The sequence below is a fragment of the Pseudomonas sp. GW821-FHT09C09 genome, assembly GCF_059418105.1.
In genome coordinates, this window is the sequence record NZ_JBWKPF010000003.1 from 595,865 (window position 1) to 622,239 (window position 26,375).

Sequence of the window (26,375 nt, forward strand, 5' to 3'; positions counted from 1 at the left end):
GAATGCATTCCCCTGTGGGAGCGGGCTTGCTCGCGAAAGCGGAGGTTCAGGCAATGCTGTAACTGAATCTGCACGGTAATCGAGAACCCCATGCCTCAACCGCGTCCCTACAAAGTTGCACTCAACGGCTACGGCCGGATTGGTCGTTGCGTCTTGCGTGCGTTGTTCGAGCGAGGCGATAAGGCCGGGTTTGAAATTGTCGCGATCAACGATCTGGCTGACATGGCCAGCATCGAATACCTGACACGCTTCGACTCCACCCACGGCCGGTTCCCGGGCGAAGTGAAGGTCGACGGCGATTGTCTGCATATCAATGGCAACTGCGTGAAGGTTCTGCGCAGTTCCACCCCCGAAGGCATCGATTGGGCGTCCCTGGGCGTCGATCTCGTGCTCGAATGCTCCGGCGCCTACCACACCCGTGAAGACGGCCAGCGTTTCCTCGATGCCGGCGCGCCGCGGGTGCTGTTTTCGCAGCCGATGGCCAGCGAGGCGGATGTCGACGCCACCATCGTCTACGGCGTCAATCAGGATTGCCTGACCGGCGATGAATTGCTGGTGTCCAACGCCTCCTGTACCACCAACTGCGGCGTGCCGCTGTTGCGCCTGCTGGACAAGGCGATCGGCCTGGAATTCGTGTCGATCACCACGATCCACTCGGCGATGAACGATCAGCCGGTGATCGACGCCTATCACCACGAAGACCTGCGCCGCACCCGTTCGGCGTTCCAGTCGGTGATCCCGGTGTCCACCGGTCTGGCGCGCGGTATCGAACGCCTGCTGCCGGAACTTGCCGGGCGAATCCAGGCCAAAGCCGTACGCGTGCCGACGGTCAACGTGTCCTGCCTCGACATCACGATGCAGACCGCGAGCGACACCGACGCCGGCGAGGTCAACCGGATCCTGCGCGACGCCGCCACCAGCGGCCCGCTCAAAGGTCTGTTGGCCTACACCGAATTGCCTCACGCAAGTTGTGATTTCAACCATGACCCACATTCGGCCATCGTCGATGCCAGTCAGACCCGCGTTTCCGGCCCACGGCTGGTGAACATCCTGGCCTGGTTCGACAACGAATGGGGTTTTGCCAACCGAATGCTGGATGTTGCAGAACACTATCTGCAGACAGCGACTTCAAAAAAACCGTAGGAAGTGCGACCCATGACCGTGTTGAAGATGTCCGACCTCGATCTGCAAGGTAAGCGCGTATTGATCCGCGAAGACCTCAACGTCCCAGTCAAGGACGGTGTTGTCACCAGCGATGCGCGTATCCTGGCTTCGCTGCCGACCATCAAGCTGGCCCTGGAAAAAGGCGCGGCCGTGATGGTCTGCTCGCACCTGGGTCGTCCGACCGAAGGCGAGTTCTCCGCCGAGAACAGCCTCAAGCCTGTCGCTGATTACCTGAGCAAGGCCCTGGGCCGCGAAGTGCCGCTGGTGGCCGATTACCTGGGCGGCGTTGACGTCAAGGCCGGCGACATCGTGCTGTTCGAAAACGTGCGCTTCAACAAGGGCGAAAAAAAGAACGCCGACGAGCTGGCCCAGCAATACGCCGCCCTGTGCGACGTGTTCGTGATGGATGCTTTCGGTACTGCTCACCGCGCCGAAGGTTCGACCCACGGCGTAGCCAAGTTCGCCAAAATCGCTGCCGCCGGCCCGCTGCTGGCCGCTGAACTCGACGCACTGGGTAAAGCCCTGGGCGCCCCGGCCAAGCCGATGGCGGCCATCGTTGCCGGTTCCAAGGTCTCGACCAAACTCGACGTGCTGAACAGCCTGAGCCAGATCTGCGATCAACTGATCGTCGGCGGCGGCATCGCCAACACCTTCCTCGCCGCTGCCGGTCACCCGGTCGGCAAGTCGCTGTACGAGCCGGACCTGCTGGACACCGCGCGCGCCATCGCCGCCAAGGTCAGCGTGCCGCTGCCGGTCGACGTTGTAGTTGCCAAGGAATTCGCTGAAAGCGCCGAAGCGACCGTGAAGCTGATCGCTGACGTCGCTGCCGACGACATGATTCTGGACATCGGCCCGCAAACCGCTGCCAACTTCGCTGAACTGCTGAAGTCGTCGAAAACCATCCTGTGGAACGGTCCGGTCGGCGTGTTCGAATTCGACCAGTTCGGCAACGGCACCAAAGTGCTGGCCGAAGCCATCGCCGAAAGCGCGGCGTTCTCGATTGCCGGCGGTGGCGATACCCTGGCGGCCATCGATAAATATGGCGTGGCGGAAAAGATCTCCTACATTTCCACCGGCGGTGGCGCGTTCCTCGAATTCGTCGAAGGCAAGGTGCTGCCGGCCGTTGAAGTCCTGGAAAGCCGGGCCAAGGCCTGAGGCCGCCCGTTTGGCCAGGCAAAGGAGTGTTCAGATGGTCAAGTCGTTAGCGCTGTTGTTGCTGACCGGTACATTGGCGGCCTGCGGGAGTAACCCGAAGGCTGCGCCGGAGCCGGCACCCGGCGAGGCACAGAAGGGCTGCTATCAGGCCGACTGGCAGGCCGAAACCAACCCGGTGCTGAACAAGCGCTCGGGGCCGGAAGGCCTGGACAAATACGAGACGCAAACCCCGGCCAAGGAACATGGTTGCCCTTGACCGGTCTGACTCTTTAACTCAGGGCCGGCGGTGTGCGCTGCCGGTCGAGGAACACGGATGAAAGGCTTGATCGCCGTTGCGGCACTGGGATTGTTGGGTGGTTGTGCGCAGTGGAACCCGTTCCAGTCGTCCGCCCCTGTGGATAACTGGACCACCTGGACCTGCGACAGCCAGGCCAAGGTGCTGTGGCGCTACACCGATGCCGGCCAGAAGGCAGTCGATGTGCGACTGGGCGGCGGCGATCAGGTCTATCGCCTGAAAGAAGAGCCGGGCGCCTCGGGCGCGCTGTACAGCGACGACATGCTGGCGTTTCACATCAAAGGTAATGAAGGCCTGGTCTACTGGGTCGCTACCAATGATCTGATCGGCCGGGGCTGCAAAGCCGAATAAAACAGAATCTGCTTTATCGAATCACCAGGCCGGGCCTTAACCCCCGATCTGCAATCACTTGAATAGCCGCCGCCGCTCCGGCAGGCTGGCACGATTAACGACCCAAACCGGGAGAGACACACACAATGGCACTTATCAGCATGCGCCAGATGCTGGACCACGCAGCCGAGTTCGGCTACGGCGTTCCAGCCTTCAACGTCAACAACCTTGAGCAGATGCGCGCCATCATGGAAGCCGCTGACAAGACTGACTCCCCGGTGATCGTCCAGGCTTCGGCCGGCGCTCGCAAATACGCCGGCGCGCCGTTCCTGCGTCACCTGATCCTGGCCGCGATCGAAGAATTCCCGCACATCCCGGTGTGCATGCACCAGGACCACGGCACCAGCCCTGACGTCTGCCAGCGCTCGATCCAGCTGGGCTTCAGCTCGGTAATGATGGACGGCTCCCTCGGTGAAGACGGCAAGACCCCGACCGACTACGAATACAACGTCCGCGTAACCCAACAAACCGTCGCCATGGCTCACGCCTGCGGCGTTTCGGTTGAAGGCGAGCTGGGCTGCCTGGGCTCCCTGGAAACCGGCATGGCCGGTGAAGAAGACGGCATCGGCGCCGAAGGCGTTCTGGACCACAGCCAGATGCTGACCGACCCGGAAGAAGCCGCTGACTTCGTCAAGAAGACTCAGGTCGACGCCCTGGCCATCGCCATCGGCACCAGCCACGGCGCCTACAAGTTCACCAAGCCACCTACCGGCGACGTACTGGCCATCGACCGCATCAAGGAAATCCACAAACGCATTCCGAACACCCACCTGGTGATGCACGGTTCCTCGTCGGTTCCACAAGAGTGGCTGGCGATCATCAACCAGTACGGCGGCGACATCAAAGAAACCTACGGCGTACCGGTTGAAGAAATCGTCGAAGGCATCAAGCACGGCGTGCGCAAGGTCAACATCGACACCGACCTGCGTCTGGCATCCACCGGCGCCATGCGTCGCCTGATGGCCACCAACCCGAGCGAATTCGACCCGCGTAAATTCTTCGGCGAAACCGTGAAGGCAATGCGCGATGTATGTATCGCTCGTTACGAAGCTTTCGGTACTGCCGGCAACGCTTCGAAGATCAAGCCGATCTCGCTGGAAAGCATGTATCAGCGTTATCTGAAGGGTGAGTTGAACGCCAAGGTCAATTGAGACTGGGTGTTGAGCTGATTGAATAAAAAATCCGCCGTGAGGCGGATTTTTTATGGGCGACGATATTCTCGGGCCATGAAGCTATCCGAAAGTCAGAGCAAACGGCGCTGCTGCCTGCTCAATGGCACTGACCACATGAGGCGCCTGTTCCCGATACTGGGGATAGCGCGCAAGCACGGCTTCAACCGAGGCAAGCAATCGCTGAATTCGCTCCCGAGGCCGCTCGATCTCACAAGTGTGGGCAAACTCCAGCAAACCCTGTCGCGAGGCAAACATCGATTTGTTGCCCGCCAGATCCAGAGCCAGTACATCCTCCGGAATATAAGCCGTGGTGTTGACGATGTCGTAAGCCGGCGCCAGGCGCGCGTCGCGTTGCGTCGGTTCGGAGTAGAGCAAGCCGAAGTTTTTCAAATGAGCGTCACCATTCCCGACAATGCAACTGAGGGCAACGTTATCGAAGAGTTGATCAAGGGACGCGCGTAAGTGCTTGGTCGGGCAGTAAAGGCGGATGGCCTTGGCAATTGCCGCATAGCTTTTGCTGTACTTCTGGCTGGCCGACAGCCCCATCAACACCGCCATGTCTTCAAAACCGATCGGGTTGAGCTGATCGTCGCGGTCGAAGCGGCGCATGACAAAAAGTTTGGCATTGTCGGAAAGGTAGAACGGCGGAACGGGAATACCCGCTTCTTTCGCCATGGACATACAAAGGAATTCGTTGATTGCCAGACCGGGAAATTCGTCTCGACCACTTTTGATAATCAAGTCCGAGGTTTTCGAGGTCACGCGGGGTAACGCGGATTCTTGTTGTTCCGGAACCAGCAATTTTGGCTGAACGCCCGAAATGCCCGCTCGCAGGATGTAGCGATCCATCAGGTCGGCGAAAATATCTTCCGTGCCGTCCCATGTCAGAATCTCCTCAAGTTTCTCCCCTGGAAATTGTTGCTCTTCCAGCAAGGCATCAACCGTTTCAGAGCGCACTTGAACCCTGCCGATGGGCGAAGTGCTGCCGGAAAGCGCCAATAACAGCATCGGGTCGACATTCACAGTCTTGGCCAAGCGATTGCGCAGTTGCTCCAGCACGTAGCCTTCCGGCAGGTTCATCTGAAAAACAGGATGGAGCTCGCGCCGGCGAAACTCGTCAAGACGTACCGGCATCGACAGGCTGATCGCCATTTCTGGCGATGCGTCTTCGTGATAACGGAATGTGAAGTCCTCTTTGTCGCTGAAAAGCCTGCCGCTATGCCCCTCAGGTGTGCTGACTTTGAGAGAGGTCATTTTCATTCGAATAAGTCCCCAAGTTCTTCAAGGGTCGGCATGGCGGCAGGAACGACAGCGAGTTCGCAATCCAGAGCACCAAGGACGCGCGCATAGGCGATCATGCCGACAGAAAGGGTGCCTTTTTCTACGGCGATGACCTTGTATCGTGTCAGCCCTGCGAGGTCGGCAAGCTGCGCTTGGGTGAGGCCTCGTCCGATGCGTTTTTTGCGCAACTGGTCGCCAAGGCGAGCGATCAACAAAAAATAATCCATGTGCTGTTACCGGAACATAAATATATAAATGTTACGTTAACACAACATTCAAGTGATGGTGTTGTTTCGTGGGCCTAATGCAGACGTGTGGTAACGACCGCATAAAGGAAATCCACAAACGCATCCCGAACACCCACCTGGTGATGCACGGTTCCTCGTCGGTGCCGCAAGAGTGGCGGGCGATCATTAACCAGTACGGCGGCGACATCAAAGAAACCTACGGCGTACCGGTTGAAGAAATCGTCGAAGGCATCAAGCACGGCGTGCGCAAGGTCAACATCGACACCGACCTGCGTCTGGCATCCACCGGCGCCATGCGTCGCCTGATGGCCACCAACCCGAGCGAATTCGACCCGCGTAAATTCTTCGGCGAAACCGTGAAGGCGATGCGCGACGTATGTATCGCTCGTTACGAAGCTTTCGGTACCGCTGGCAACGCTTCGAAGATCAAGCCGATCTCGCTGGAAAGCATGTATCAGCGTTATCTGAAGGGTGAGTTGAACGCCAAGGTCAATTGAGACTGGGTGTTGAGCTGATTTGAAAGAAACCCGCCGTGAGGCGGGTTTTTTTTGCCTGAATTTTCATGGCGAGCTCATATTTCTATTGGGTGAAATGTCACCTGTAACGGACAAAATCTGGATTTGCTGGGCCGAAGTCCGATATGGGTGACTTTTTCATGGTCTGCGCAGCTTGTAGCAGTTTTAGTGTGAGGTTGGCGGTTAAATAAATCCGTCCCCTTTTATTGCGTCCCCTTTTATTGTCCGGAGAGCTTGATGCCGTTCGCGTCGTACTGAGTGCCGAGTGGGTCGCCGTACGAGTTTTTCGGCTCCATTCGCTGACCGTTGGCATCCGACTCAGCTTTGGACACGAATCTCAGGTCCAGTGCTCCATCATTGTCTGCGGTCCCGCTATCGTTGATTCGCATCCACAGATCTTCACCGCCCTGGAAATAACTGTTGTATTCCAGTGATTCCACGCTGCCGTTATCACCAACACGGATCAGCGCCTGGCCGCATTTGGCATGGTGGCCGAAGTAGGGGAAACTCATGTCGCCTTCGACTTTGATGATGTAGTAGTTCCCGGTATTACCCTGACCGTTACTGTTGCAGGAACGGGCCGTGCGTTCGTTAACATTGAAGCACCACATGCCGTCAGCAAATAGGCGTCCTGCCGAGGGAATCCGGCCGATGTATTGCCAGTCCTGGTTTGCGTAAACCTTGCTTTCCATTTTAATTCTCCTGTGTTTATTCGAAAAAATTATCGGTTTATTGTTTTGCCAATTTTTTGAATGTTCCGTAGGTGAAGTTAGATCCCCGTATGCATTTAGTCACCTGTCAGAGTTGACAGGTGCTTATATGTTTTTGCGATGAGTGATGTATTAATTCGAAGTAGGCGTATGGCGCAGATTAGGTTGCTTTTTATAAAATTAAATAGGTGGCTGAAGTAAGAAAGGTGACCAGTAAGAAAGGTGACGGATTTATTTGTTGGCAGGTTTTCGGTGCTGCGTGAAGAGAACCCGCCAATGGCGGGTTCTGTAGTAGATGAGCTGCCTAAGCCACTTGCTTATTAAGTTTTTGGCTCGACGTGATCCAGCGCCTGATTCACCGCCAATTCCCCAAGCATCACCACTTGTGCAATACCCAGCGCGGTCTTGCGGTGGGATGTCGGGAGTATCGCGGCGAAGTTGTTGAGCATTTCGCTGGCGGAGCCGAGGGTTTCGCTGGCGTTGGCCAACAGGGATTCGGTGTTGCAGGCGGGGTTGGCGAAGTACATGCGGTCGGGTTCGTTGACCGTGGCCATGATGCGGGCGCCGGGGCAGAGGTAGTGGTCGAGGGCGCGTTCGGCGGCTTCGTTGAGTTTTTTGGGGTCGAGGGAATCGTAGGGGGAGGCCAGATCTGTTTCTGGCGGATGAGGCGTTGATTTAGTCATTTGCTCGAAACCTGATTGGAGTGCTTCCGCTCTGGCTACTAATCAAAGTGGAGGCAACTGTACGCAGGTTAGTAGACCGGGGTTTCGAGCAAGCCGGCGCACCCGAAGGTGCCCTGCGCACAGTCGCCATCGAGTGCAGGTATTGAAATACCTGACTGACAGATGCTTGTGCACCAAGCTTGAAACCACAGGCTACTAAACCCGATCACTGCGAATCAGTGACCCGAATCAAGTTACCGACGGCCCTCAAGGCGTACAAGCCGGCGGATTCTGGCGTACCGGTAGGCAGCGACGCAAGCCGTTGTAGGCTTCAGGACGTAACGCGAACCGTCTTTAAACAGCAGCCTTAAACGGTCACGCGGCTGCTATTTATCGTGATCAATATCCAGCTTGCTGAATGTCACCTGCCCACCCTCGCTGGTGTACCCGGTGTTGTCCTGCACATACACACCGGCCTTGAAGTACAGCGGCTTGTTGCGCCATGTCGCGCTGATCTGCGAGTCCCACTGATACCCGGCCGCGCTGATACCCAGTGCACCACCGGGGCTGAGGTGAATCAGGTAATTGAATTCGCGATCCAGTTTGATCCCGGTCGCCAGGGTAATCACCCGGCCTTCGTCATCATCCGGGTGCATGCGCACTTTGATCACCAGGTTGCCGGAGTCTAGTTTGCTCTTGTACTGATACTCGAGTTTCACCAGCGGCTTCTGGCTTTCATAGGCGTGGATCTGGCCGATGACGATCTTGCCGGAGCTGGGCACCTTGTTGACCGAGAGGGTCGCGCGCAGCAGGTTGTCGGCGTCCGGGTAGTACCAGTTGCGCAGGGTGCCGTTGCTGTAGGTTTCGCGCAGTTCGGTGCGCGGGTAGATGGCGTTTTCGGTTTTCGAGCCGGTCACCGGGGACCAGAAAAACAGGGTGCCGGTGTCGGAATGGAAGTACTGATCCTTGAAGCCGTTCACCAGTCTGGAGGTTTCGACGGTGTGGGGCGGGCTGCCAACGGGAACGCTGAGGTTCCAGGTTGCGAGGTCGATCATGTCGGTTCTTCCACTCTGTTTCTGCTGCACGCGCGTGCCAGAAGCTCTAGCCCGCGCCTCTTGGGGGCGGCCTTTATAAGCGTAGAGGGATTTTTTGTTAACGGCCGTCTGGCGGATGATTGGCGCCAACATCCTGTCGAAATGCCATGTTTCCCGGTTTTCGGGGGCTGCAGCGATGACCGTTAGTCGGCTACTTACCGGTTTGGTTAAATGATGGCCTGATGACAGCTACTGCTTTTTCGGATCCAGGACTAGAGTGAAGGCTCAGTAACAGTACGGTTTTCACGAGAAACCGGCCGCGTCCCGATTGGATGTCCCGACAAGAGAAGCAGCATGGAATGCGCGCAAACCCAGCCAGGTGAAGGCAGCTCCGTCCTTTTGATCGTTGATGATTACCCTGAAAATCTGATCAGCATGCGCGCGTTGCTGCAGCGCCAGGACTGGCAGGTCATGACCGCGGCTTCCGGTTTCGAAGCCCTCAGCCTGTTGCTTGAACACGACATCGATCTGGTGCTGCTGGATGTGCAGATGCCGGGCATGGACGGTTTTGAAGTCGCACGCCTGATGCGCGGCAGCCAGCGAACGCGGCTCACCCCCATCATTTTCCTGACCGCCAATGAGCAATCCCAGGACGCCGTGATCAAGGGTTACGCCAGTGGTGCGGTGGATTACCTGTTCAAACCTTTCGACCCGCAGATTCTCAAGCCCAAGGTCCAGGCGTTGCTGGAGCATCAGCGCAATCGCCGGGCGTTGCAGCGCCTGAGTCAGGATCTGGAATCGGCGCGGGCCTTCAATGCATCGGTGCTGGATAACGCCGCCGAAGGCATTCTGGTATTGGCCGAGGATGGCTTGATCCGTTTCGCCAACCCGGCGATTTCGCGGTTGCTCAACGCGCCGGTGAAGGAACTGGAAGGGCAGGAGTTTCTCGATTTCCTGCAGAAACCGCACATTCCGCTGTGGGCCGATTCCGAGTTTTATGCCAGTTACAAACGTGGCGAGACGTTGCGTCTACACGACGCGTTACTGCGAACTGCGCCGGGCCAGCAAGTGCCTGTGGCGCTATCCTGCGCGCCGTTGCCGAGTGAACAGCACGCGATGGTGGTGACGGTGCTGGACATGTCGGTGGTGCGGCATCTGCATCAGCAGCTGGAATTTCAGGCTGTCACCGATCCGTTAACCGGGCTGCTCAATCGTCGCGGCTTCTACCAGACGGTGGAAAACCTCCTGTTGCGCGGTGAACGCAGTGACAGCAGTTGGGTGCTGATGTACCTCGATCTCGACGGCTTCAAACGGGTCAACGATTCTCTCGGCCACGACGCCGGCGACCGGGTGTTGCGCTGGGTCTCTGAACAACTGAAGGCCTGCCTGCGGCCGTTCGACATTCTGGCGCGGATGGGCGGCGATGAGTTCACCGCGTTGCTGGATCTGGAATTCCCCGAACAAGCGGCGAAGATCGCCGAGAAGCTCATCGAACGGGTGTCGATCTGTCAGCAGATCGAAGGCATGGACATTGCTCTGGGCGCCAGTATTGGCATCGCCACGTACCCGGATTGCGGCAACAACCTCGACGGTCTGATGCGTGCTTCGGACATCGCCATGTACGAAGCCAAGCGCGCCGGGCGTCAGCAATATCGCTTCTACGATCATGAAATGAATGGCCGCGCACGCTCGAGACTGATGCTGGAAGAGAGCGTGCGCAATGCCATCGAGAATCGCGATTTCAATCTGGTGTATCAGCCGCAAGTGGCAATTGGTGACGGCCGGATTCGTGGTTTCGAGGCGTTGCTGCGCTGGCAGCATCCGAGTGTCGGCGACGTGCCGCCGGGGCTGTTCCTGCCGTTGCTGGAAGAGGCGACGCTGATCAGTCGGCTCGGCAGCTGGATTTATCACCGCAGCGCCGGGCAGCGTAAGGCCTGGGAGTCCGAGTTTTCCAGGGATCTGGTGCTTGGGGTGAGCCTGAGCAATACCCAGTTTGGTTTACCGAATCTGGTGACCGAGTTGCGCCAGGTGCTGGAGCGCCATGGCTTGCAGCCGCATCAGATGGAAGTGGAAGTGACCGAGGAGGCGCTGACGATCAACCCGGACGAGACCCGCAAACAGCTGAAGCTGCTGCGCAATCTCGGGGTGCGGGTAGCGCTGGACGATTTCGGCTCCGGGTCCTGCTCGCTGTCGCATCTGCGGGATCTGGAGCTGGACACCCTCAAGCTCGATCGCCACCTGATCGCCCGATTGCCGGACTCGTCCCGGGACGCCTCGCTGGTGCGCACGGTCATCGAGCTGTGCAAGGAATACGGGTTGCTGGTGATTGCCGAAGGCGTGGAAACCGTCGAGCAATATCAATGGCTGCAAGCTCATGGTTGCGAGTACGTGCAAGGCTTCCTGGTGGCGCGGCCGTTGGTCGCCGAGGACGCCACGCGCTTTGCCGAGCCCTTCGACTGGAGCGCGTTGGCCGGTTGAATTCGCTACACTGGCGGCCTTTTCATGACCCGTGCCGCCCATGACCGCGTTGAAATACCTCCAGGCCTATCCCGCGCAATTGCAGGATCAGGTGCGCCAATTGATCGCCGACAACCGCCTTGGTGATTACCTGAGCCAACGCTATCCGGGCCGCCACGATGTGCAGAGCGACAAGGCGTTGTACGGCTACGCGCTGGACCTGAAACAGGAATACCTGCGCAACGCCCCGGCCATCGACAAGGTCTTGTTCGACAACCGCCTCGACCTGACCCACCGCGCCCTCGGCCTGCACACCACGGTGTCGCGAGTGCAGGGCGGCAAGCTCAAGGCCAAGAAAGAGATTCGCATCGCCTCGCTGTTCAAGGAGGCCGCGCCTGAATTTTTGAAGATGATCGTCGTGCATGAACTGGCGCACTTCAAGGAGTCGGATCACAACAAGGCGTTCTATAAATTATGTGAGCACATGCTGCCGGGCTATCACCAGATCGAGTTCGATCTGCGGGTGTACCTGACGTGGCGGGACATGCAATAAGACATCAAACAACGGAGCGCATGCATGGACGTGAGCAAGACCAAGAGCAGTTTCTACCGGCGCTTGTACGTGGCGTACCTGATCGACAGCGGCCTGGCCAGCAGCGTGCCGGCGCTGACCGACGCCACCGGCATGCCCCGGCGCACGGCGCAGGACACTATTGCGGCGCTGGCGGATCTGGATATCGTCTGCGAGTTCGAACAGGAAGAGGGTGCGCGCAACCATGCGGGGCGCTATCGGATTCGTGAGTGGGGGGCGATTGATCGGGGGTGGATCGAGCGCAATCTGCGGCAGATCAAGGCTGTGCTTGAGTATCCCTGACCGATGTAGTCCCTTCGCGGGCACGCCCGCGAAGGGAAGTCTCAAGACCGACGCATCCCGATATGCGGAATGTCATCCTCCAGATATTCCTCACCCGCCACCACAAACCCGTACCGCCCGTAATACCCCTGCAAATGTGCCTGAGCCGACAGATAGATCGGCACTTCAGGCCAGCGCTTTTCGGCCTGTTTCAGCGCCTGCTCCATCATTTCATGCCCCAGGCCTTTGCCACGCCCGGCCGGCGCCGTCAGTACCCGCCCGATCACCACGTCGCCGCCCTGGGATTCCGGGTCCAGCAGACGCAGGTACGCCACCAGTTGATCACCGTCCCAGCCCATCAAATGGCAGGTGTCCCCGTCCAGATCCTGCCCGTCCGGGTCCAGGTAGGCGCAGCGCTGTTCGACCACGAACACTTCCGAGCGCAATTTCAAAATGGCGTACAGCTGTTCCAGTCCCAGATCGCTGTGATGTTTGCAGACCCACTCGATTGTCATCTTCCGATTCCTTGAACTACGTCGCCCGATACTAAGCGCCACGTCGAAATATGTCTGTATGGCTGAGAAATCTGTGACAAAGGCCAAAATGCCATCATTCCCTTCTGGCGGCGCCGACATCTTTGTGTAATCTGCTGAGAAGCGCTGTGCAACGGCTTCAATGAGCTAATGTTAGGGCCTGGGATTCGCCGGTACGGGGCCTTGGGGTTTTGACTGAAAACACGCCGGGCGGCCCGCCCGCTAAGGATTTTCAAGCATGCCGCGATTGCATCGAGCGTTGGCTTTGATCGGATTGCTGTTGCTGGGTCAAAGCGCTGCAGCGGAGAAACTGCGTCTGGTCTTCGACGTCTGGCCACCCTTTACCGATGACACACTGGTCAACGGTGGGCTGGCCACGGACATCGTCAGCACGGCCCTGGCCCGGGCCGGTTATGCCAGCGATTACGAACAGGTGCCGTGGGCGCGGGCGCTGCTCGGGGTTGGCGAGGGGCGTTACGACGTGCTGGTCAATGCCTGGTACAACGACGAGCGTACGAAACTGGGGCAGTTTTCCGACGAGTACTTGCTCAACCGCGTGCGTTTTCTCAAGCGCAAAGACACGCCCATCGAATACAACAACTTGCAGGAACTGCACACCTACCCGATTGCGGTGGTGCGCGGCTATGCCTATTCGGCGCCGTTCGATGCCGATACCGCGCTGCAGAAAGTCCCTGTGCATAACTTCGCCATGGCCGTGCGCATGCTGGCGGCGGACCGGGTCAAGCTGACCCTGGAAGACGAGTTTGTCGCCCGCTATTACCTGGCCCGTGAATCACCGAAAGTGCGCAACGCCGTGGAGTTCCTGCCCAAACCCTTGAGCGAAAACAGCCTGCACATTCTGGTCAGCCTGAAGAACCCGGAGCACGAACAGATCGTGGCCGGGTTCGACAAGGCGATTGCGGCCATGAAGGCGGATGGCAGCTATGACAAGTTGCTCAGGCAGCATGGCATGTGAAGCGGCTCAATCCTCGGCGGTGTCCTTGATCAAGTGCGCCGCCAGCGTCCGCAACGGGCCTAGCTGACGGCAGATCAGCGCCAGTTGCGTCTGCACCAGCCGCTGGCCTTCATCGATCTCGTCCGCCATCTGCTCAAGCTCATTGGCCAGCGCCTCTTCCTCATCGCTCTGAATCGCAATCGGCTGTTTGCTCGCCAGACCCTGGGCGATTTCATCGATGCTGCTGGCCAGTTTCACCCCGGCGCCATCGATCAGATGCTCACGCACTTCGGCCGGCAGCTGGGTTTCCCGGTGCGCACCAAGCCCTGACAGATAGCTGAGCAGCGTGTGCGACAGCACCAGGAAACGGAACCCGACGTCGGCCTCTTTGCGGAAATGCCCCGGCTCCATCAGCATGTTTGCCAGCGTGGTCGACAGCGCCGCGTCGGCGTTGTGCGCGTTGCGGCGGGCGAGGCGGTAGGCGAGGTCGTCGCTCTTGCCGGCAGCGTATTGCTGCATGATCTGGCGCAGGTAGATGCTGTTGCAGGTCAGGGTGTTGGCCAGCACTTTGTTCAGGCGCCGACCCTGCCAGTCCGGCAGGAACAGGATCACCGTCAGGCCTGCGATCAGGCTGCCGAGCAGGGTATCGAACAGGCGCGGCACAAACAGCCCGTAACCGTCGCCGACCTGGTTGAAGCAGAACAGCACCATGATCGTGATCGCGGCGGTCGCCACGGTGTAGCGGGTGGTGCGGTTGGTAAAGAACACCACGCCGGCGGCGATGGCGAAGCACGACTGCACCAGCGGGCTCGGGAAGAGATCGAACAGCGCCCAGGCGATGGTCAGGCCGATTGCGGTGCCGAGAATCCGCTGACCGAGTTTGCGCCGGGTGGCGCCGTAATTCGGCTGGCAGACGAACAGCGTGGTGAGGATGATCCAGTAACCCTGCGACGGGTGAATCAGATGCACCATGCCGTAACCGATGCTCAGCGCCAGCGGCAGGCGCAGGGCGTGGCGGAACAGCAATGACGTCGGCGTCAGCTGCGTGCGCAGACGGGTCAGGACATCCTTGAAGTTGCGCGGCGAACGGTCGAGCAGGCTGCTGTCGGTGGCATCGGCCAGCGCATCAGGGTTGCTGGCATCGCTGAGCAAGCGGTCAAGAGTGCCGAGGTTTGCCGCCAGCGCCCGCAGCGAACGCAGCAGCCCGCGCCAGGCCGGGTTGCTCTGGATGCGCAGGTGTTCGAGGGAGGCGTGCAGGTCGCTCAGGGCTTCGGCGAAAGTCGCGTCGTAGATGAATGGCTGGCGCATCTGGATCGATTCGGCCAGCGCCCGGCAGGCCTTGCCTTGCTGGCGCAGCAGGCGTTGGCAGCGGAACAGCACGTCGCTGTGGAAAAACGCCTCGGCCAGCGCGTTGTAAGGGTAGTGCGAAGAACTGGCGCGCTCGTGAATGTCTTGGGCGAGGAAGTACAGCTTCAGGTAGCGGCTGACTTTCGAGCCGGGGCGACCGTTGCCGACGCGGTGCAGGATGATTTCCTTGGCGCTGTTCAGTGCCGCCACGACACGACCGTTTTGCTGGGCCAATTCCAGCCGTCGCGCTTCGACGTCCAACTGACGGATCGGCTCGAACAGCGAGGCTTTCAGCTTCAGGTAATAACCCAGCTCACGAAACAGCCGCGCCAGGCTTTGCTGCACCGGCTGGTTGGAAAACATCGCCTGCCACAAAACCGACAGCAAGCCGTACCAAGCGGCACCGGCCACCAGCAGCATCGGTTCGTGCCAGAAATCCGTGACCGCGCCGCCGCGCTGGTCCACGCCGATCATGGTGTAGACGGAAAGAATCAGGGTCGCCGAAGCGATCGCGCCATAACGCTCACCGAGCGCCCCGAGCATGGTCAGGCCGAAACTGGCCAGTGCCAAAGCGATGACGAACACGATGGGATAGGGGAACAGCAATTCCACCGACAGCGCCGCAACGCTGAAACACACCAGCGTTACCGCCAGGGCATTGAGGCGGCCCTGCCAACTGTCGTCGGTCTCGGCCAGGGCGCTGGCGATGATCCCGAGGAACAGCGGGATCAGCAGCCCCATTTCATCCTGATACCAGCACAGCGCCATGCTGCCGGTCAGGGCGATGAACACCCGCACGCTGTAGCTGAATTTATCCAGCGCCCACAGGCGCCGCAAAGACTGACGAAACGAGGTCGAGGACATGAAGTGCGAAGGCCTTCCGAGGCGATGCCGCTAAATTGAGCCAGTAATGACGCCGACGCAATGGCGCCGATCACATCTGACAGCAAAAAGTGTTCCGCACGGCCTTCAAATCACACGTATTGCGCCGCCGCGTAACCCGATGCCCAGGCCCATTGGAAGTTGAAACCACCCAGATGCCCGGTGACGTCCAGCACTTCGCCAACGAAGTAGAGCCCCGGGCTTTTCAGCGATTCCATGGTCTTGGACGACACTTCGCGGGTGTCGACGCCACCGAGCGTTACCTCGGCGGTGCGGTAGCCTTCGGTGCCGGCCGGGACGACTTTCCAGCTGCCGAGTTTCTCGGCGATGTCCGTCAGTTCGGCGTGGGTGTACTGCTTCATCGGTTTGGAGACGAACCAGTTGTCCGCCAGCAGGTTGGCCATCTTCTTGGTGAAGATTTCACCCAGCAGGGTTTTCAGTTCGCTGTTCGGGCGCTCGGCGGTCTGCTGTTGCAGCCAGCTTGCGGCGTCGTGATCGGGCAGCAGGTTGATCTCGACGGTGTCGCCCGGCTCCCAGAACGAGGAAATCTGCAGAATCGCCGGGCCGCTGAGGCCGCGGTGAGTGAACAGGATGTTCTCGCGAAAGCTCTGGTCGTTGCAGCTGACCAGGCAATCCACCGAGGTGCCGGACAGTTCGGTGCACAGATCCTTGAGCTGATCGGTGATGGTGAACGGCACCAGGCCGGCGCGGGTCGGCAGCAGGTCGTGGCCGAATTGCTTGGCGACCTGGTAACCGAATCCGGTCGCGCCCAGCGTCGGGATCGACAGACCGCCGGTGGCGATTACCAGCGACTGGCACTGGATCTGGCCGAGGGTGGTGTCGAGCAGATAACCGCCCTCGACTTTCTCGATGGTCTGGATCGAGGTGTCCAGGTGCAAGTTGACGCCGACCTGATCGCACTCGTCCAGCAGCATGCCGAGGATGTCGCTGGATTTGTTATCGCAGAACAACTGGCCGAGTTTCTTCTCGTGATACGGCACGCCGTGTTTGGCGACCATGCCGATGAAATCCCACTGGGTGTAGCGGGCCAGCGCGGATTTGCAGAAGTGCGGATTCTGCGAGAGGAAATTGCCCGGCTCGGTGTACATATTGGTGAAGTTGCAGCGCCCACCGCCGGACATCAGGATTTTCTTGCCGGCCTTGTTCGCGTGGTCGAGCAGCAACACCTGACGCCCGCGCCCGGCGGCGGTCAGTGCACACATCAACCCAGCGGCGCCAGCGCCAATGATCACGACTTCGGTAGAGCGCAAAACGGTGTCCTCACACAAAATTCAAATTCACCGGAAACCAATGTGGGAGCGAGCCTGCTCGCGATGGGGTCGGCACATGCAACATAGTTGTTGGCTGACAGTCCGCCATCGCGAGCAGGCTCGCTCCCACAGGGGATCTACTTTGGATGGTAGATCGTTTACAAAACCCGAACGCGCAGCGAACGACCCTTGATCTTGCCGTTGTTCAAGCGCTGCAGCGCCTGCATGACCACGGTGCGCTCGACGGCCACATAGGACTGGAAGTCGAAGATCGCGATCTTGCCGACCTGGGTGCCCGGAATCCCGGCTTCACCGGTCAGTGCGCCGAGAATGTCACCCGGACGCACCTTGTCCTTGCGCCCGCCGGCGATGCACAGCGTGCTCATCGGCGGTTGCAGCGGGGCACCGCCCTGGGATTTCAGGTTGTCCACCTGATCCCAGTTCAGCGGGGTTTTCTGCAGTTGTTCGATGGCTTGCGCACGATGCGCTTCCGACGGCGCCACCAGGCTGACCGCGATGCCTTTCTCGCCGGCACGACCGGTACGGCCGACGCGGTGAATGTGGATTTCCGAATCCCGGGCCAGCTCGACGTTGATCACCATGTCCAGCGAATCGATGTCCAGACCACGGGCGGCAACGTCGGTGGCCACCAGTACCGAAGTACTGCGGTTGGCGAACATTGCCAGTACCTGATCGCGGTCACGCTGTTCCAGATCGCCATGCAGGCCAACGGCGGAAATGCCCTTGGAGGTCAGGTGATCGACGGTTTCCTGCACTTGCTGCTTGGTGAAGCAGAACGCCACGGTGGAGGCCGGACGGAAGTGGTGCAGGACCTTGGTCACCGCGCTCATGCGCTCTTCCGGGGAAATCTCGTAGAAGCGTTGTTCGATCTGGGTGTCGTCGTGGAACGCTTCGGCTTTCACCGTTTGCGGATCACGCATGAACTTCGACGCCAGTTGCTTGATGCCCACCGGGTAGGTCGCCGAGAACAGCAGGGTCTGACGACGGGCCGGGGTCTGCTCGATGATGTCTTCGATGGCGTCGTAGAAACCCATGTCGAGCATGCGGTCGGCTTCGTCGAGGATCAGCGTGTTCAAGCCGTCGAGAACCAGCGAACCCTTGCGCAGGTGCTGCTGGATGCGGCCCGGGGTGCCGACGATGATGTGCGCGCCATGCTCCAGCGAGCCGATCTGCGGGCCGAACGACACGCCGCCGCACAGGGTCAGGACCTTGATGTTGTCTTCGGCGCGGGCCAGACGACGGATTTCCTTGGCGACCTGGTCGGCCAGTTCGCGAGTCGGGCAAATCACCAGCGCCTGGCAGCCGAAGTAGCGCGGATTGATCGGGTTCAGCAGGCCGATGCCGAACGCGGCGGTCTTGCCGCTGCCGGTCTTGGCCTGGGCGATCAGGTCCATCCCCTTGAGGATCACCGGCAAGCTCTGCGCCTGGATCGGCGTCATCTGGGCATAACCGAGTGATTCGAGGTTAGCCAGCATGGCGGCGGACAGCGGCAGAGTATTAAAAGCGGTGGCGATGGTGGTCACGGGACTGGCCTGCAAAACAAAATGTCGCGCAGTGTAGCAGCCCCGTGCCACTTTCCTCGAAAGTTCTGGACGAACAGTGGTTAATGTTCGATGTGTTCGTCCGGATGTTCATCGGGACGTTTGACGCGCCGCCCGTCTTCTTTCGAGAGTTGCGAGAAGATGGTCGCCGCCAGCATCGCCATGACACCCACGGTGACGAACGTCAGCTGGAACGCGCCCAGCACGGTTTCAACGCCATCATTGCCGATTTCCGCCGTGAAGCCGCCGAGCAAGGCACCGGCGCAGGCCACCCCGAGGCTCAGCGACAACTGCGCAACCACCGACAGCAGACTGTTGCCGCTGCTGGCGCTGGCGTCGTCGAGGTCGATCAGGGTCACGGTGTTCATCGCGGTGAACTGCAGCGAGTTGATCGCGCCGAGGATCGCCAGCAGGCCCAACAGCAGCCAATACGGTGTCTGCTCGCTGACCAGACCCATGCTCGCCAGCATGATCCCCAGCGCCAGCGTGTTGCCGGTGAGCACGATGCGATAGCCGAGACGCTCGATCAGCGGTCGCGCCATCCACTTGGCAAACATCGCTGCAGCGGCCAGCGGCAGCATGCTCATCCCGGCCTGCGACGGTGAATAACCCAGCGCCACTTGCAGCAGCAACGGCACCAGAAACGGTAACGCGCCGCTGCCCAGACGGGCGAACAGGTTGCCGATGATCCCCACCGCAAACGTCCGGGTCTTGAACAGCGAAGGCGCGAACAGCGGATTCTCGACCCGCCCGGCGCGCAACCAGTACGCCGCCAGACAGGCCATGCCGCCGAACAGCAGCAACATCACCCGCAGGTGCGGCAAATGCAATTCGCCAAGGCCTTCCATGGCGATGGTGATCAGAATCATCGCTGCGCCAAACAGCAGGAAACCCAGGCTATCGAAGCGTGTGCGCTCGGTGCCGCGCAGGTCGGGAATGAACTTCCACACCGCGTAGCAGCCGATGACGCCGACCGGCAGGTTGATCAGGAAGATCCAGTGCCACGTCAGGTATTGCACCATCCAGCCGCCCATGGTCGGGCCGATCAGCGGGCCGAGCAGGCCGGGAATGGTGATGAAACCCATGATCCGCACCAGCTCCGAACGCGGGTAGGCGCGCAGCACGACCAGTCGCCCGACCGGCAGCATCAGTGCACCGCCGAGGCCCTGAATCACCCGGGCGCCGACCAGCATGGTCAGGCTGCTGGACAGGGCGCAGAGTAGCGAGCCGATGCTGAACAGCAGGATCGCGCCGAAGAAGATCTTCTTGGTGCCGAAGCGGTCGGCGATCCAGCCCGAGGCCGGAATCAGCAACGCCACGGTGAGCATGTAGGCGATGACCACACCCTGCATGCGCAGCGGGTCTTCGGCCAGATCCCGTGCCATGGCCGGCAGGGCGGTGTTGAGGATGGTCCCGTCGAGGGACTGCATGAAGAAAGCGATGGCGACGACCCACGGCAACCAGCGGGCGGTGATGGCGTCGAGAGGCGGGCGGTTGGGCATGGAACCTCTGGTGATGGGCGCAGTAAATCCGGGGTGACTTCATCGCGAGCAGGCTCGCTCCCACATGGACTGCGCGAACCTGTGGGAGCGAGCCTGCTCGCGATGCTTTTACAAGGTCAAGGTCAATCGGCTCACCAACGCCCCCGGCAACAACGCCGACGACGTATTGCGCTGACTGTAGGTGCTTGCCGACAGCAGCAACTCGCGCTCGGCAGTCAACGCTTCCAGCTGCGAACCCAGCAGGCTGTAAGCGCTGTCGTCGAAACGCATGGTGCTGACCGGCGCCTGAATCTCGCCGTTCTCGACCCAGAACGTGGCAAACCGGGTCATGCCGGTCAGGCGCGCCGCCGGTTGATCGGAGAAGTTCAGGTACCACAGGTTGCTGATGTACAGGCCGGTGCCCAACTGCTTGAGGATTTCGGCCTGCGGCAGATCACCGGCACCCATGTTCAGCGCGCTCGGTGATTCGCCACCGCCGGCACCGTTGGCCGTCAGGCCGTATTCGGCAGCACTGCGCGAACCCACCAACTGGTCACCTGCTTTGCCTTCGATGATCAACCGCAGATCGCTGCGCGGATAACCTTCACCGGAAAACGCCGGGCTCAGCGAACCGCTGACTTTCTCGTCGAGGGACACCAGCGGACTGAACGCCTGATCGCCGGCATACAGCTTCTGCAACGGGCTGCTCTTGCTGGCAATCGACTGCGCCGAGAAACCGCCCCAGCACAGCATGCCCATGATTTCTTCCAGGGCTGCCGGTGCCAGATAGGCGCGGTATTGTCCCGGTGGCAGGGTGCGCAACGGACGACCGAGAAACTCAAGCTGCTCGCGGGCTTGCTGGAAACGCTTGGCGAAACCTTCGCTGCTCCACTCGTGCCCGGCGTAGCTGGCTTTCACCGCTTCGCCGTTCTCGTGGAACAGGCTGAAGTCGAAGTTGAAACTGTTGGCCTGATGCCAGCCGAACGCGCCGGAAGAACTGGCGAAACCACGGCTGATGGGACCTGCGGCATAGAAGCCGACTAGATCCAGCCCTTCGGCCGCCTCGGCGATTTCAGCGACCACCTGCTCGGTGTCCGGCAGCGGATGTTCCTGCACATTCTGGCTCTGCCAGCCGTTGTGGTTGAGCAGCAGGTACGGATCCTGCGGCAGCAGCGGCAGGGTTTCGCGCAGTTGTTGCAGGCCTTCGGCGAGGCGTTGCAGGTCGGTAGCCTGTTCGCCGGACAGGGTGATGTGCAGGTCGGCATGGCGCCCGTCGTCGATCAGTTTCAGGCCGATACCGGCTTGTTGCACTTGCCCGGCCTGACGCACCTTCGCGTGATTGAAGCGCACGAAGGCCGACGATTCGGCGTCGTAACTCAGCGTGAATTGTTCCGGCTCGCGCACGGCATCGCGCAGCCAGTTGACCAGCACCTTGAAGGCCTCGACCTGGCTCTTGGAAATACTCATCAGGCGTCTCCCCCAAACACATCAACATTGCTGAACACGCAGGCCGGCGAAGCGTGGCCGACGCGGATCACCTGGTTCGGTTCGCCCTTGCCGCAGTTCGGTGTGCCCAGCACTTTGGTGGTGCCGGCGTTGCCGACCGCGCGCAGGCTCTTCCAGAAGTGCGCGGAAATACCCCGGTAGTTCGGGTTTTTCACCACGCCTTTGAGTTCGCCGTTTTCAATCAACTGGCCCCATTCGCAGCCGAACTGGAATTTGTTCCGCGCGTCGTCGATCGACCACGAACGGTTGGTGCTCATCAGGATGCCGTTTTCGATGCCGCCGATCAGTTGCTCCAGCGACTGGTCGCCCGGCTCGATATTGAGGTTGGCCATGCGGTCGATCGGTGGTCGGTTCCAGCCGCAGGCGCGGCTGTTGGCGACACCGTCCAGGCCCGCGCGGAACTGCGACAGCGCACCGCCCAACGGCCGTACCAGCAGGCCTTCGCGAATCAGGAATTGCTTGCTGGCTTTGGAGCCGTCGTCATCGTGGCCGTAGCTCGCCAGCTCTTCGGGAATGTCCGGATCGAAGGTCACGTTGAGCAGTTTCGAGCCGTATTGCAGGCTGCCGAAATCCGAGGCTTTGACGAAGCTGGTGCCGGCGTAGTTGCGCTCGTCGCCGAGGATCCGGTCCAGTTCCAGCGGGTGGCCGATGGATTCGTGGATCTGCAGCATCATCTGGTCGGGCATCAGCAGCAGGTCGCGCGGACCTTGCGGCGTATTTGGCGCGAGCAGCAGTTGCAGCGCCTGATCGGCGACTTGCGGGCCGGCGCCGATCAAGCCGCAACGGCTGATCACGTCGGCGCCGCCCTGCTGGCCGAAGTTCTCGCGGCCGAGGCTGCGAGTCTGGCTGTCGTTGCCGTCGTAGGCGGTGACGTCCAGACCCGGATAGACGAAGCGCTGGGCCTGGCGCAATTCGGCCCCGGCGCTGCTCAGGTAAATCTGTTCGACGTGGGTGATGCCGATGCTCACTTCCCAGTTCACCAGGCGCTCATCCTTTGGCACCGAGGCGGATTCCGCGCCGAGCAGCTCGAAGCATTCGCTCAGGGACGGGAAGGGTTGTTCGAGATTGGGTGAAAAGTAATCGGCGCGGTCGCTGGACACCGGCTGCTGGCTCAGGTCGAGCAGGGCGTGGGGCTTGATCCGCCGGGCTTGCTGTTCGGCGCGCTCGAGGGCGGCTTGCAGTCCTTGTTGCGACAGGTCATTGGTCGCGGCGTAGGCTTCGACGCCGTTGACGCGGACGGTGAGCATCGCGCCTTCGTCGCGGCTCAGGCTCGGCGGTTCGGCGACGTTCTTGCGCACCGACAGGTACTGGCCGGACTCGCGTACATACCGCAAGGAAAAAAACTCGGCGCCCGTGCGCAAGGCAGCGAAGCGCTGCTTGAGCTGGGGGTGGAAATCGAACATCAGGGAACCTCCTTGTTATGGGAGTAGCGGCGAAGCGGATTCGGCGGGGAGGGGTGACACGATTGCGCGAGGACTAGAGTAGGCCTGCGTCGGGGTAGGATCAAGTGAAGAGGGGGTGTAGGAGGATTTACTGCTTTGAGTCGGCTGATCGTTCCCACATTGCGTGGGAACGATCACCGCCCGGTATTACGACTTACTGAGCAACCGCACTCACATCACGCAGTGCCTTGCCTTTCACCGGCGCATCGCCGGCGACGTAGTACGGTGCCTTGCTGCGTGGCAGTGGCTGACGGCCACGGATCTTGTCGGCGATTTTCTCGGCCATCATGATCGTCGGGGCGTTCAGGTTGCCGGTGGTGATGATCGGCATGATCGAAGCATCGACCACGCGCAGACCCTGCATGCCATGCACGCGGCCCTGGCCGTCCACGACCGCCATCTCGTCGGTGCCCATCTTGCACGAGCAGGACGGGTGGAACGCGGTTTCGGCGTGCTCGCGGATGAACTTGTCCAGTTGCTCATCGGTTTGCACTTCGATGCCCGGGCTGATTTCGCGGCCACGGAAAGCGTCCAGTGCAGGCTGTTGCATGATTTCACGGGTCAGGCGGATGCCGTCGCGGAATTCCTGCCAGTCCTGCTCGGTGGCCATGTAGTTGAACAGGATGCTCGGGTGCTGGCGCGGGTCTTTCGACTTGACCTGGATGCGACCACGGCTCGGCGAACGCATGGAACCCATGTGCGCCTGGAAACCGTGCTCTTGCACACCGTTGCTGCCGTTGTAGTTAATCGCTACCGGCAGGAAGTGGTACTGGATGTTAGGCCATTCGAACTCTTCGCGAGTACGGATGAAACCGCCGGCTTCGAACTGGTTGCTGGCGCCGATGCCGGTGCCGTTGAACAGCCACTCGGCACCGATGGCCGGCTGGTTGTACCAGAGCAGCGACGGGTACAGCGAGACCGGTTGGGTGCAAGCGAATTGCAGGTACAGCTCAAGGTGATCCTGCAGGTTTTCGCCGACGCCCGGCAGATCGTGAACGACCGGGATGTCGAGGCTTTCCAGCAGTTTCGCCGGGCCGACGCCGGAGCGTTGCAGCAGTTGCGGCGAAGCGATCGCGCCGGAGCAGACGATGACTTCTTTACGGGCACGGGCTTCAACGCGCTCTTCGGCAGCGCCAACCAGATAACGTACGCCAATGGCGCGCTTGCCTTCGAACAGAACCTTGTCAGTCAGGGCGTGAGTGACGATGGTCAGGGTCGAACGCTTCTTGGCCACGTCCAGGTAACCACGGGCGGTGGAAGCACGACGGCCTTTCGGCGTCACGGTGCGGTCCATCGGGCCGAAGCCTTCCTGCTGGTAGCCGTTCAAGTCTTCGGTACGCGGGTAACCGGCCTGCACGCCGGCTTCAACCATGGCGTGGAACAGCGGGTTGTTGCCAGCTTTCGGCGTGGTCACGCTGACCGGGCCTTCGCCACCGTGGTAGTCGTTCGGACCGATGTCGCGGGTTTCCGCTTTACGGAAGTACGGCAGGCAGTCGAGGTAAGTCCAGTCTTCCAGGCCTGGCAGTTTTGCCCAGCCGTCGTAGTCCATCGCGTTGCCGCGGATGTAGCACATGCCGTTGATCAGCGAGGAGCCGCCGAGGCCCTTGCCGCGGCCGCATTCCATGCGACGACCGTCCATGTACGGTTCCGGATCGGTTTCGTACGCCCAGTTGTAGCGACGGCCCTGCAGCGGGAATGCCAGTGCGGCTGGCATTTGCGTGCGGAAGTCCATGCGGTAGTCCGGGCCGCCCGCTTCGAGCAGCAGGACGGTGACGCCTTCGTCTTCAGTCAGACGGGTCGCCAGGGTGTTACCGGCAGAACCGGCACCCACAATGATGTAATCGAATTCCTGGGACATTGAATGCACCCTCTTTGAAAGTTGGTCAGGTCAGACAGCCGGCGCTTCCCTTGCGGGAGCGGCGATCAGACATGCCCGCGAAGGCGGCTTCGCGGGCAGCGCACGATGGCGGGTCTTAGAACACCGAGACGTAATCGCCCAGCTCGACCTGTACCGATTTGATGCGAGTGAAGTTGTTCAGCGAGCTGATGCCGTTCTCACGGCCGACGCCCGACTGCTTGTAACCGCCAACCGGCATTTTTGCGTCGGACTCGCCCCAGGCGTTGATCCAGCAGATACCGGCTTCCAGTTGATGAATTACGCGGTGGGCGCGGTTCAGGTCGCGGGTGACGATACCGGCGGCCAGGCCGAAGTCGGTGTCGTTGGCGCGGCGGATCACTTCTTCTTCGGTTTCGTAGGTCAGGATCGCCATGACCGGGCCGAAGATTTCTTCACGGACGATGGTCATGTCGTCGGTGCAGTCGGTGAACACGGTCGGTGCGACGAACGCGCCCTTGGCGAATTCGCCGTCGGTCATGCGCTCGCCGCCGCACAGAACGCGGGCGCCTTCTTCTTTACCCTTGGCGATGTAGCCCAGCACGTTTTCCATGTGCGCGAAGCTGACCAGCGGGCCGAAGTTGGTGTTTTCGTCTTCCGGGTTGCCAACGCGGATGCGCGCAACGCGCTCGACGATCTTGGCTTCGAAAGCGGCTTTCAGGTGCGCCGGCACGAACACGCGAGTGCCGTTGGTGCAGACCTGACCGGAGCTGTAGAAGTTGGCCATCATGGCGGTGTCGGCGGCGCGATCCAGGTCGGCGTCGTCGCAGATGATCAGCGGAGACTTGCCGCCCAGTTCCATGGTCACGTCTTTCAGCGACGAAGCCGAAGCGCTGGCCATGACCTTCTTGCCGGTGTCGGTGCCGCCGGTGAAGGAGATTTTCTCGATGCGTGGGTGCTCGGTCAGCCAGGTGCCGACTTCACGGCCGCTGCCGGTCAGGACGTTGAACACGCCGTTCGGAACGCCGGCTTCGGTGTAGATCTCGGCCAGTTTCAGGGTGGTCAGCGAGGTGACTTCGCTTGGCTTGAAGATCATCGCGTTACCGGCCGCCAGGGCTGGAGCGGATTTCCACAGGGCGATCTGGATCGGGTAGTTCCACGCGCCGATACCGGCGACAACGCCCAGCGGCTCGCGACGGGTGTAGACGAATGCGGTGTCACGCAGCGGGATCTGCTCGCCTTCAATGGCGGGTACCAGGCCTGCGTAGTATTCCAGCACGTCGGCGCCGGTGACGATGTCGACGTACTTGGTTTCGGAGAAGGCTTTACCGGTGTCCAGGGTTTCCAGGGCAGCCAGTTCATCGTTGCGCTCGCGCAGGATGTCGACGGCGCGACGCAGGATGCGCGAACGCTCCATGGCGGTCATCGCAGCCCAGATTTTCTGGCCTTTTTCGGCGCTGACGACAGCGCGCTCGACGTCTTCCTTGGTCGCACGTTGCACTTGTGCGAGGACTTCACCGTTAGCCGGGTTGATGGCTTCGAAGGTGGCATCGCTGCCGGCGTCGGAGTACGCGCCATCGATGTAGAGTTTTTGCAGTTCGAAACGGGCCATAGTGTCCTCGCAAG

Annotated in this window: 23 protein-coding genes and 1 pseudogene; 10 read left to right on the top strand and 14 right to left on the bottom strand. The window is 60.5% G+C overall.

Annotated elements, in window-relative coordinates; all coding sequences use genetic code 11:
* Positions 1–90 precede the first annotated feature (90 nt).
* The 5 genes from epd to fba all read left to right on the top strand — a co-directional run bounded on the left by epd (position 91) and on the right by fba (position 4,155).
* Entirely contained in the window at positions 91–1,143 is a 1,053-nt protein-coding gene (epd, locus tag AC07NR_RS12505; protein WP_495078660.1) for an erythrose-4-phosphate dehydrogenase, read from the top strand.
* A 12-nt stretch (positions 1,144–1,155) separates the two neighbouring features.
* Complete coding sequence (locus AC07NR_RS12510) at positions 1,156–2,319, top strand: phosphoglycerate kinase (RefSeq protein ID WP_495078661.1); 1,164 nt, start codon at positions 1,156–1,158, stop codon at positions 2,317–2,319.
* Between the two features lie 34 nt (positions 2,320–2,353).
* Positions 2,354–2,575, top strand: coding sequence for a hypothetical protein (locus AC07NR_RS12515; RefSeq protein WP_085688661.1), 222 nt, complete (start codon positions 2,354–2,356; stop codon positions 2,573–2,575).
* Positions 2,576–2,632: 57 nt separating this feature from the next.
* A complete protein-coding gene (locus tag AC07NR_RS12520; RefSeq protein ID WP_114886030.1) occupies positions 2,633–2,965 on the top strand; it encodes an MliC family protein in 333 nt (110 codons plus the stop codon).
* Between the two features lie 125 nt (positions 2,966–3,090).
* Positions 3,091–4,155, top strand: coding sequence for a class II fructose-bisphosphate aldolase (fba, locus tag AC07NR_RS12525; RefSeq protein ID WP_007959708.1), 1,065 nt, complete (start codon positions 3,091–3,093; stop codon positions 4,153–4,155).
* An 81-nt stretch (positions 4,156–4,236) separates the two neighbouring features.
* Here the strand turns inward: fba and AC07NR_RS12530 are convergent, their stop codons facing one another.
* The gene (locus tag AC07NR_RS12530; protein WP_495078662.1) at positions 4,237–5,436 is read right to left on the bottom strand and encodes a type II toxin-antitoxin system HipA family toxin; all 1,200 of its coding nucleotides are present in this window, start codon (positions 5,434–5,436) and stop codon (positions 4,237–4,239) included.
* On the bottom strand, positions 5,433–5,684 hold the full coding sequence (locus AC07NR_RS12535) for a helix-turn-helix domain-containing protein (protein WP_495078663.1): 252 nt from the start codon (positions 5,682–5,684) through the stop codon (positions 5,433–5,435). Before AC07NR_RS12535 ends, AC07NR_RS12530 begins: the two co-directional genes overlap by 4 nt.
* Before the next feature lie 83 nt (positions 5,685–5,767).
* On the opposite strand from AC07NR_RS12535, the pseudogene AC07NR_RS12540 reads away from it, so the two are divergent.
* Positions 5,768–6,202, top strand: a pseudogene (locus tag AC07NR_RS12540) (class II fructose-bisphosphate aldolase); the annotation flags it as partial.
* Between the two features lie 236 nt (positions 6,203–6,438).
* On the opposite strand, the gene AC07NR_RS12545 reads toward AC07NR_RS12540, so the two are convergent.
* The 3 genes from AC07NR_RS12545 to AC07NR_RS12555 all read right to left on the bottom strand — a co-directional run bounded on the left by AC07NR_RS12545 (position 6,439) and on the right by AC07NR_RS12555 (position 8,647).
* Positions 6,439–6,912, bottom strand: coding sequence for a hypothetical protein (locus tag AC07NR_RS12545; protein WP_495078664.1), 474 nt, complete (start codon positions 6,910–6,912; stop codon positions 6,439–6,441).
* A gap of 338 nt (positions 6,913–7,250) precedes the next feature.
* The gene (locus tag AC07NR_RS12550) at positions 7,251–7,613 is read right to left on the bottom strand and encodes a DUF6124 family protein (protein WP_495078665.1); all 363 of its coding nucleotides are present in this window, start codon (positions 7,611–7,613) and stop codon (positions 7,251–7,253) included.
* A 365-nt stretch (positions 7,614–7,978) separates the two neighbouring features.
* A complete protein-coding gene (locus AC07NR_RS12555) occupies positions 7,979–8,647 on the bottom strand; it encodes a polysaccharide lyase family 7 protein (protein ID WP_114886022.1) in 669 nt (222 codons plus the stop codon).
* A 333-nt stretch (positions 8,648–8,980) separates the two neighbouring features.
* Between AC07NR_RS12555 and AC07NR_RS12560 the strand changes: the two genes are divergently transcribed.
* Genes AC07NR_RS12560 through AC07NR_RS12570 form a run of 3 tightly spaced genes read left to right on the top strand, consistent with a single transcriptional unit; the run spans position 8,981 to position 11,957 of the window.
* Positions 8,981–11,104, top strand: coding sequence for a putative bifunctional diguanylate cyclase/phosphodiesterase (locus AC07NR_RS12560; protein WP_134828364.1), 2,124 nt, complete (start codon positions 8,981–8,983; stop codon positions 11,102–11,104).
* Between the two features lie 40 nt (positions 11,105–11,144).
* The gene (locus tag AC07NR_RS12565) at positions 11,145–11,636 is read left to right on the top strand and encodes a M48 metallopeptidase family protein (protein ID WP_262196390.1); all 492 of its coding nucleotides are present in this window, start codon (positions 11,145–11,147) and stop codon (positions 11,634–11,636) included.
* A gap of 24 nt (positions 11,637–11,660) precedes the next feature.
* A complete protein-coding gene (locus AC07NR_RS12570) occupies positions 11,661–11,957 on the top strand; it encodes a winged helix-turn-helix domain-containing protein (protein ID WP_085580718.1) in 297 nt (98 codons plus the stop codon).
* Positions 11,958–11,998: 41 nt separating this feature from the next.
* On the opposite strand, the gene AC07NR_RS12575 is transcribed toward AC07NR_RS12570, so the two are convergent.
* Positions 11,999–12,451: a GNAT family N-acetyltransferase gene (locus AC07NR_RS12575; protein WP_011336314.1), complete on the bottom strand. Its 453-nt coding sequence runs from the start codon at positions 12,449–12,451 to the stop codon at positions 11,999–12,001.
* Between the two features lie 256 nt (positions 12,452–12,707).
* Here AC07NR_RS12575 and AC07NR_RS12580 point away from each other — a divergent pair, with 256 nt between their 5' ends.
* A complete protein-coding gene (locus tag AC07NR_RS12580; RefSeq protein WP_134828363.1) occupies positions 12,708–13,445 on the top strand; it encodes a substrate-binding periplasmic protein in 738 nt (245 codons plus the stop codon).
* A 6-nt stretch (positions 13,446–13,451) separates the two neighbouring features.
* Here AC07NR_RS12580 and yccS read toward each other — a convergent pair whose 3' ends face one another.
* The 8 genes from yccS to betB form a co-directional block, all read right to left on the bottom strand.
* On the bottom strand, positions 13,452–15,635 hold the full coding sequence (gene yccS / locus AC07NR_RS12585; RefSeq protein WP_134828362.1) for a YccS family putative transporter: 2,184 nt from the start codon (positions 15,633–15,635) through the stop codon (positions 13,452–13,454).
* Between the two features lie 110 nt (positions 15,636–15,745).
* Positions 15,746–16,924, bottom strand: a complete 1,179-nt coding sequence (locus AC07NR_RS12590) for a BaiN/RdsA family NAD(P)/FAD-dependent oxidoreductase (RefSeq protein WP_495078666.1) — start codon at positions 16,922–16,924, stop codon at positions 15,746–15,748.
* Between the two features lie 158 nt (positions 16,925–17,082).
* On the bottom strand, positions 17,083–18,468 hold the full coding sequence (dbpA, locus tag AC07NR_RS12595; protein WP_495078667.1) for an ATP-dependent RNA helicase DbpA: 1,386 nt from the start codon (positions 18,466–18,468) through the stop codon (positions 17,083–17,085).
* Between the two features lie 80 nt (positions 18,469–18,548).
* Positions 18,549–19,988: a multidrug transporter subunit MdtD gene (gene mdtD, locus AC07NR_RS12600; protein ID WP_495078668.1), complete on the bottom strand. Its 1,440-nt coding sequence runs from the start codon at positions 19,986–19,988 to the stop codon at positions 18,549–18,551.
* A 108-nt stretch (positions 19,989–20,096) separates the two neighbouring features.
* Positions 20,097–21,434, bottom strand: a complete 1,338-nt coding sequence (locus AC07NR_RS12605; RefSeq protein WP_119427583.1) for a TldD/PmbA family protein — start codon at positions 21,432–21,434, stop codon at positions 20,097–20,099.
* On the bottom strand, positions 21,434–22,876 hold the full coding sequence (locus AC07NR_RS12610; RefSeq protein WP_495078669.1) for a TldD/PmbA family protein: 1,443 nt from the start codon (positions 22,874–22,876) through the stop codon (positions 21,434–21,436). Before AC07NR_RS12610 ends, AC07NR_RS12605 begins: the two co-directional genes overlap by 1 nt.
* Positions 22,877–23,069: 193 nt before the next feature.
* A complete protein-coding gene (gene betA / locus AC07NR_RS12615) occupies positions 23,070–24,773 on the bottom strand; it encodes a choline dehydrogenase (RefSeq protein WP_248739976.1) in 1,704 nt (567 codons plus the stop codon).
* Between the two features lie 115 nt (positions 24,774–24,888).
* On the bottom strand, positions 24,889–26,361 hold the full coding sequence (betB, locus tag AC07NR_RS12620) for a betaine-aldehyde dehydrogenase (RefSeq protein WP_495078670.1): 1,473 nt from the start codon (positions 26,359–26,361) through the stop codon (positions 24,889–24,891).
* Between the last annotated feature and the right edge of the window lie 14 nt (positions 26,362–26,375).